10 protein-coding genes are annotated in these 6,489 nt (G+C 65.2%); 3 read left to right on the top strand and 7 right to left on the bottom strand.

Going from position 1 to position 6,489, the window contains the following annotated elements:
- Position 1: 1 nt before the first annotated feature.
- Together CHB90_RS21100 and CHB90_RS21105 are read right to left on the bottom strand one after the other, a co-directional pair.
- The gene (locus CHB90_RS21100) at positions 2-1,999 is read right to left on the bottom strand and encodes a phage terminase large subunit family protein (protein WP_170941137.1); all 1,998 of its coding nucleotides are present in this window, start codon (positions 1,997-1,999) and stop codon (positions 2-4) included.
- A complete protein-coding gene (locus tag CHB90_RS21105; RefSeq protein ID WP_089279802.1) occupies positions 1,947-2,507 on the bottom strand; it encodes a hypothetical protein in 561 nt (186 codons plus the stop codon). The genes CHB90_RS21100 and CHB90_RS21105 overlap by 53 nt, the downstream gene beginning before the upstream one ends.
- 111 nt (positions 2,508-2,618) lie before the next feature.
- Here CHB90_RS21105 and CHB90_RS21110 point away from each other — a divergent pair, with 111 nt between their 5' ends.
- The 3 genes from CHB90_RS21110 (at position 2,619) to CHB90_RS21120 (ending at position 3,758) form a co-directional block, all read left to right on the top strand.
- On the top strand, positions 2,619-2,888 hold the full coding sequence (locus CHB90_RS21110; RefSeq protein ID WP_089279803.1) for a hypothetical protein: 270 nt from the start codon (positions 2,619-2,621) through the stop codon (positions 2,886-2,888).
- Positions 2,889-2,902: 14 nt separating this feature from the next.
- Positions 2,903-3,121, top strand: a complete 219-nt coding sequence (locus tag CHB90_RS21115; RefSeq protein WP_089279804.1) for a hypothetical protein — start codon at positions 2,903-2,905, stop codon at positions 3,119-3,121.
- A 94-nt stretch (positions 3,122-3,215) separates the two neighbouring features.
- On the top strand, positions 3,216-3,758 hold the full coding sequence (locus tag CHB90_RS21120; protein WP_089279805.1) for a DUF3489 domain-containing protein: 543 nt from the start codon (positions 3,216-3,218) through the stop codon (positions 3,756-3,758).
- 59 nt (positions 3,759-3,817) lie between these two features.
- Here the strand turns inward: CHB90_RS21120 and CHB90_RS21125 are convergent, their stop codons facing one another.
- The 5 genes from CHB90_RS21125 to CHB90_RS26640 form a co-directional block, all read right to left on the bottom strand.
- Entirely contained in the window at positions 3,818-4,456 is a 639-nt protein-coding gene (locus CHB90_RS21125) for a class I SAM-dependent methyltransferase (RefSeq protein ID WP_212591627.1), read from the bottom strand.
- A gap of 444 nt (positions 4,457-4,900) precedes the next feature.
- A complete protein-coding gene (locus tag CHB90_RS21130; protein ID WP_089279806.1) occupies positions 4,901-5,347 on the bottom strand; it encodes a DUF6362 family protein in 447 nt (148 codons plus the stop codon).
- On the bottom strand, positions 5,340-5,543 hold the full coding sequence (locus CHB90_RS21135; protein WP_089279807.1) for a hypothetical protein: 204 nt from the start codon (positions 5,541-5,543) through the stop codon (positions 5,340-5,342). The genes CHB90_RS21130 and CHB90_RS21135 overlap by 8 nt, the downstream gene beginning before the upstream one ends.
- Positions 5,540-6,076, bottom strand: coding sequence for a crossover junction endodeoxyribonuclease RuvC (locus CHB90_RS21140; RefSeq protein ID WP_245823325.1), 537 nt, complete (start codon positions 6,074-6,076; stop codon positions 5,540-5,542). Before CHB90_RS21140 ends, CHB90_RS21135 begins: the two co-directional genes overlap by 4 nt.
- An 87-nt stretch (positions 6,077-6,163) precedes the next feature.
- Positions 6,164-6,489: hypothetical protein (locus tag CHB90_RS26640; RefSeq protein WP_170941138.1), on the bottom strand; the 326-nt coding region annotated here is incomplete at its 5' end.

The following is a 6,489-nucleotide window of genomic DNA, read 5'->3' on the forward strand; positions in this document are numbered from 1 at the left end:
GTTATAACCATCCTCCGCGCCGCCCGAGCCAGTCGGATCTGCGTTTGCCCTGTGATGTCTGCGCTTGCCTGTTGATCTGCCCCGCGGGATCCGCAGAGGCGTCAGCGACCCCAAGCTGATCCTCGAGGTCGCGCCATTTCTCGTCGGTCCAGCGATCCGCGCCCGCAATCCAGGCGGCGGCGCGTGCGTAGACCCGGCAGTCCAGCGCCTCGTTCCGCTCGCGCAGCTTCTGCCATTCGAGCCGGGCAAAGCCGCGCTTCGTGCGCACCGTGACCAGTTGCTCGGCCACGAACTGCTTCAGCCATTCGTTTTCGACCCAATGAGGCAGATGCACCGTGCCGGGCGAGAATACCGCGCCGTCGGCCCGTTCTTCCTCGGTTGGCCGTTCCAGCCGCAGGAAGCGATAGGTCTCTGCCTTGAAAGTCGACACCGCCACGGTCCACAGCCGGGCACCCCGGCGCAACCGCTTGCCGCCTTCGGTCGCGTCCACATAAGTTGGTCCCGACACCGGGCTCGCGCGATTGAACCCTTCTACGCCCTTGACTGGTGCGACTTGCGCAAAGCCTTGGGCGCGCGACCAGCCATAGACCGCCGGGGCCTCGTAGCCGGTGTCGATGGCAAGCCGCGCGATCTTCAGATGCGCGCCTCGTTCGTGCGGCCAGGTCCGACCAAGCAACTCCGTCAGATCACCCCAAGCCTCATGCCGGTCGGGCCCGCCCTCGATCACGATGTGATCGACGAGCCAGCTTTCCAGCCCTCGGCCCCAGGCCCAGATATCGACCTCGATCCGGTCCTTCTGCACATCGGCCCCGGCGGTCAGGAACAGCCCACCCGCAGGGACAATACCCGGTTTCCAGCGCTCGCGCCGGTCATAGAGCCGCTGCCAGTCCGGTGCTTCGCCGGTTTCGACCCATGTTTCGCCGAGGATCGTGTTGCGAAACGCCTTGATTGCCTCGTCCGAGCCTTGGGCCGCATCCCACGCCCGCACGATCCGCTCCCAGCTCAGCCAGCCAATCGGAGAATAGAGCGCCGAGAGGTGATAGCCGACGGTGCCCGGATCGGCGGCCGTTGCGGTCGCGCGCCATTCGCCAGCCTCCAGCATTGCCGTCTTGTGGTGCTCGGCGATTGGCGTCTCACAGCCCTCGCAGTGATACTCCGCTGTCTCCGGCCGCCCCTTCTGCCAGCGCAGCCGCTCGAACTTCAGCCATTGGTCATGGCCGCAGTGCGGGCACGGCACGAAATATCTGCGCTGATCGCTGGCCTCGTATTCCCGTTCGATCCGGCTCAGCTCCCGAATGGTGGGGGTTGAGACCAAAAACACCTTGCGCCTATAGGCAAATGTCAGCGACCGCGCTTCGGCCAGCGTGACCGGATCGCCTTCGTCGTCAGCGGAGGCCGGATAGGCATCGACCTCATCGAGGAAGATGTAACGCGCGGGCGTCGAGCGCAGCCCGACCGCCGAGTTTGCCCCCGTCATGATCAGGATGCCGCCCGCGAACTCCTTGGACAGCATGGTATTCCCGGCGTCGCGGGATCGCGCCGGTTTGACCCGCTCGCGCAATTCCGGACTCTCGTCGATCAGCGGATCGATTCGCTGCCGCGAGTTGCGTTTCGCCAGTTCCACAGTTGGCTGGACTGCCAGCATCGGGCCCGGTGCCTGGTGGATCGCAAAGCCGATCCAGTTGTTGCCTGCCTCGGTCGCGCCGACCTGCGCGGCCTTCATAAAGACGATCCGCTGGGTCGGGTCGCCCGGCGACAGCCGGTCCATGATCTCGCCCATGTAGGGCGTGCGTGCTGTGCGATACCGGCCCGGTTCGGCCGATGCACGCCCCGAGAGCATCCGGTGCCGGTCCGCCCATTCCGACACGGTCAAGTCCGGATCGGGCGTGAGGCCCGCGCCCCAGGCACGCAGGATTTCTGCAGCGCCGTCGAAGTCAAAGGCATCATCACCGGAGATCAGGTTTGATCTCTGCAAGATCGTCGAGTTGGGCACGGACATGTTTCTCCAGAACCTTCTGCATGGCTGCGGGCTCAACGCCCAGATCGGCCGCCATCAACGCAGACGCACGAGCGGGCCAGTTGACCCAGACATCGCGCTCCTGCCGCGCCAGCCGGAACACAAGCGACAACGCGCGGGCCCGGTCGATCAACTCGCCTTTCAGCTTATGCAGCCGAATGCGGCGTTCCTGCGCCTTCAGCACTTCGTTCGCCGTCTTGGCCTGCAGAAACGTGGTGCCGCTGCCGACAGGCGGGGCTGCCATTCCCTGTTCGCGCAGGGTTTCGCCCACAGCGGAGACCGCCGCCTCGGGCACGGGCTTGAGCCTCGGCTGCGGCGGCTTGCGGGTTTTCGATGGATCGGTCGCCTCGGCGCGAAGGGCATCGCTGGCCACCGCGTCGATGCTGCCGTCGCCATGCAAAACGAGCCGCCCTGTCGCTTTGGCCTTCTGGATCGCCCCGCGCGAAAGGCCAACGCGGGCGGCGTATTGGCGCTCGCTCAGACCCTCCATTGCGCGCTCCGATTATCATTCAATATCATGTGCTTATTGAGTTGATAAGCTTCCGCACCGGAGCGAACGTGATCTCATGAAAATGATGCAACTCACTTTGGAGCCACCACGATGACCCGCCTGAACCCACAGACCACGCCTCGCCACCAGCTGCGCGCCGAAACGGCTGCACGGAATCAGGAGGCCGCGCTCAACGCCTTCATCGGCAAGAAGGCCGAGATCGACGAGATGCTGGCCCGCTTGGCAAGCCTGAACGACGACCATTTCAACGTCTCCCCCGACGAGATCAACTGGGGCCATGTCGGCACCCTTGAGCACTACGCCAGCCTCCTGAAGCGCATCACCGATAGCGCCTTCAGCGAAGGCGCGCACGCCGAGTGACCGGAGCAAACGCCATGGAAACCAGCACCATTCGCATCGCGACTCAAAGCCTGAACGAGCCTTGGGACATCAGCCGCATACCAGCGGTCCTTGACGAGATCGAAGCGTCGCTCCGCGAGGAGGCCGACATTCCGGCCCGCCTCGCCGCCGACAGCATGACGATCGCCATCGATGTGGCCACCGACCGACTGCCCGACTCCGCAGCGCTGCTGCGAGACCTCGGCCTGATCTGACCTCGGGCCGACGCCCGAACTCCAGCCGCGCCGATGCGCGGCTTGGGGTCGTAGGAGACCGCGACGGTCGCGGTCCGAACACGGAGCCGACCCCATGACCAAGCTTTCCCATACCCAGACGATCATCCTGTCGCGCGCGGCGCAGAACGAGGACCGCATTGCCCTGCCGCTGCCCGAGAGCCTGCGCGGCGGAGCCGCCGCCAAGGTGGTCGGCGCGATGCTCGCCAAAGGCTTCCTCGAAGAGGTCGACGCCGACATGCGCAGGGGCGAGCCCGTCTGGCGCGAGACCGGCGACGGCCACGGCGTCACGCTGGTCGCCACAGACGCAGGGCTCGCCGCCATCGGCATCGAGTCCGCAGACGCGAACACTGCGCCTGCGGGCGCGGCGGACGCGCCGACCGAGGAGCCCGCGCCCAAGGCGCGCACCCCGCGCGAAGGCACCAAGCAGGCAACGCTGATCGCCATGTTGCGCGCGCCAGACGGCGCGACTATCGAAGAGATCATGGCCGCTACAAACTGGCAGTCGCATACGGTACGAGGCGCGATGTCCGGCGCGCTGAAAAAGAAGCTGAGCCTCGACGTCACCTCCGAAAAGGTCGAGGATCGAGGGCGCGTCTACAAACTGCCCGCCGCCTGAAGCATCCATGCCCGGCAAAATGATGACCGCCGTCCCCCGCCGGGGCGACGGTTTTCCTCTCAGGGGACCGCCTTCCGAAACACGCTGTACTGAAAGCTCTGCCGGTTACCCTTCGGCGTGATGTGCATGTGTCGTCTGGCATCGATGGTCTCGAACTGGCCCGGCAGCAGGCGCGCGAGTTCCCGCGCCAGATCCTCCGGCTCGTAGCGCGCAATCGGCAACCCCGAGCACTTTTCGGGCCCGTCATCGGCGAAAGTCGCGATGATCGCGATCCCGCCCGGGCGCAAGGCGGCGGACAGCGCGCGTGTGTAACTGGCACGATCCTCGGCCGCGGTCAGGAAGTGGAACACCGCGCGGTCGTGCCAGACCGCGTAGTACCGGTCGGGCTCCCACGTGGTGATATCCGCCTCGATCCACGCAACGTCGTCGGCCCTTGGACCGAGCCGTTGCCGGCTGACGGCCAAGGCGGCCGCGGAGAGATCCAGCACCGTGAGGGGGCCGAAACCCTCGTCAATCAGCACATCGACGAGCCGGGACGCGCCGACCCCGATGTCGATGAACGGCTCGCCGGGTTGCAGATGGTCGCGCACCAGGTCGAGCGACACCGCCGGTGTTGCTTCGAACCATGTCAGTGCGTCTTCCGACCGCGCGCCGTAGACGTCGTCCCAGTGTTTCTGTCCGCCTGCCATCTTGTGCATGTCTCCTCGGTCCGACCGTAGCGCATCGTGGCATCACGTGGGGTTCTGTTCTGCTTTCCCAAAGGTGGACTCCGCGAAGATCGTATCCACCGGACTCCAGCCGGATTCCGGATCCACCGCGGAGTCCACGTTCCCGTTCGCTCGAACGCCAATGACCATTGGTTCTTCTCGCCATCAGCCGGACTCCGGCTTCCGGGGTGGCTTCCCAAAAAATCGGCCCTGACGCTGGCGATGTCCCGCGCTTCGCCCGCCAGCATACGAAAGTGGCCCGGAAGGAACCACAAATTCAATGAGTTAGCGGATTGGACCCCGGCTGGACCCCTTGATGGACCCCGGAAGCCAACTGCGCGGCCTCTGCCTGCGCGCTCCTCTCCCGAGCATATCCCTTTTCTAACCCCCTGGACGAAATGTGTAAGGCCCTGCGATGTACACCCGAAAATTTCCTCACAGGACGATTGTTCTTGACAGACGATTTGCGTTTTCAATCACGAACTGCTGCGAGCGCCGGGCGGGAGGCACACGGCCATGCAGACGCCAAATGATTACCGCGAGCCCGAACTGCCAGCGTTTGGTCGCAGCTGTCCGGCTCAGTCCCATCTCCCAGCAGATCGGTTTCCATGGGGTGCGCTCGGCGCGTAGCCAGACGATCCGGGCGTCATCCCGTTCCAGCCAGCGCAACCAGAGCAACGCCTCCTCGGCTTCTGTGATCTGGCGCGGGCCCGGCCGGGGGTGACGCATTTGCGGCTCCTGACCGACCTTGTCGGCAAAGCTGTGAAAATACTCGGGCCACGCATTGAAGAAGCCCTGCGGCATGACGCCGGGCAAGGTGCGGAAGACGTCGGCGGCGCTCTCCAGCCGGTCCTCCACCCGTGTGGTTGTCCACTCACCCATGGCGCATCTCCCGTTCCCGTTTGCCGTAGAGACGCTCGCCCAGCTGGCGCACCAGTTCCCGCTCCGGCCAGGTCAACCGGTCATCGTCAATGGCGACGGCCAGCAGGCCTTGTTCTTTCCAGCCGTCGCGTTTGACCTCATCGGGCTGGCGACGATGGCCGCCAAAGCCCTTCGGCGTGAAGCGCATACCGGTCATTGCGCACCTCCGTGGGTTTCCAGCGCCCAGAGCAGGATCGCGATGGCATCGGCTTCGTTGTCGTCCGCCGGGGTGAAGCCACGCGCCCGGGCGGCGGCGATCATGGCGTCCTTGTTCGCGTTGCCCTTGCCGGTGGCGAAGCGCTTGATGGTGCCGACGGGCACGCCCTCGTAAGGCACGTTGTGCAACTCGGCCCATGCGGTCAACGTCGCCATGAGGCCTCCATATACGTGGGCCGCGTCAGTGCCTGCATGGCGACGGACTTCCTCGAACCAGATGGCGGCGATAGGTCCGGACAACCGCTCCAACTCGCCCAGCCAATTCGTGAAGCGCAGATAGCGCATACCGCCGCCGTCGAAACGGCCATTGCGGAACGACGCCGTGCCGCTGGTGATCAGGCCGTCCGGAGCGCGCAGCGCCCAGCCAGTGGTCGTGCCGAGATCGAGAGCGAGCAAGGTGCGGTCGGCGCGTAAGGCAGGCGGCAGATCGGGGATTGCCTCATGCGTCCTGGTGGTCAGAGTCGCTTCAGCCATCGTGGTCTCCTTTTCGGGTTGGCTGCGGGGGTGGAAGACGACGGCGGTCATGTGCTTGGCGGTACGAGCCACCGTCGTCGGATGAATTCAGGATTTCTTCCGCCTGCCGTGCTTGCTGAGGTGCTTGGCAACTCGCTTGCGACCGGCCCCAGCCACCGCCTTGCCGGGCGCGCGGTGATCGAGGCAGCGACGATTCAGCGTTCCCGATCGCAGACCGCTCCAGCATTGGAATGGCCTACCGCATAGCGCGCAGTGGCTCTCCCAAAGGATGATCGGGACAATTTGCCCGTCGCGGCGTTTGTGCAGGTCGGAGCCAACCGCGATATAGCGCTGACCCTCATGCATCAGCACGGTTCCCGGCAACGGCAGCACGCGGAAATTGATCTTGTGAACGACGCGCGCAGACTGGCCAC

The organism is Antarctobacter heliothermus (assembly GCF_900188425.1).
Lineage (GTDB): Bacteria > Pseudomonadota > Alphaproteobacteria > Rhodobacterales > Rhodobacteraceae > Antarctobacter > Antarctobacter heliothermus.

Excerpts from the sequence above, each read along its gene's own strand:
- CHB90_RS21135 (WP_089279807.1), bottom strand. The coding sequence starts at position 5,543 with ATGACCGGTATGCGCTTCACGCCGAAGGGCTTTGGCGGCCATCGTCGC.
- CHB90_RS21115 (WP_089279804.1), top strand. The coding sequence starts at position 2,903 with ATGGAAACCAGCACCATTCGCATCGCGACTCAAAGCCTGAACGAGCCT.
- CHB90_RS21105 (WP_089279802.1), bottom strand. The coding sequence starts at position 2,507 with ATGGAGGGTCTGAGCGAGCGCCAATACGCCGCCCGCGTTGGCCTTTCG.
- CHB90_RS21100 (WP_170941137.1), bottom strand. The coding sequence starts at position 1,999 with ATGTCCGTGCCCAACTCGACGATCTTGCAGAGATCAAACCTGATCTCC.
- CHB90_RS21140 (WP_245823325.1), bottom strand. The coding sequence starts at position 6,076 with ATGGCTGAAGCGACTCTGACCACCAGGACGCATGAGGCAATCCCCGAT.
- CHB90_RS21120 (WP_089279805.1), top strand. The coding sequence starts at position 3,216 with ATGACCAAGCTTTCCCATACCCAGACGATCATCCTGTCGCGCGCGGCG.
- CHB90_RS21130 (WP_089279806.1), bottom strand. The coding sequence starts at position 5,347 with ATGGGTGAGTGGACAACCACACGGGTGGAGGACCGGCTGGAGAGCGCC.
- CHB90_RS21110 (WP_089279803.1), top strand. The coding sequence starts at position 2,619 with ATGACCCGCCTGAACCCACAGACCACGCCTCGCCACCAGCTGCGCGCC.
- CHB90_RS21125 (WP_212591627.1), bottom strand. The coding sequence starts at position 4,456 with ATGCACAAGATGGCAGGCGGACAGAAACACTGGGACGACGTCTACGGC.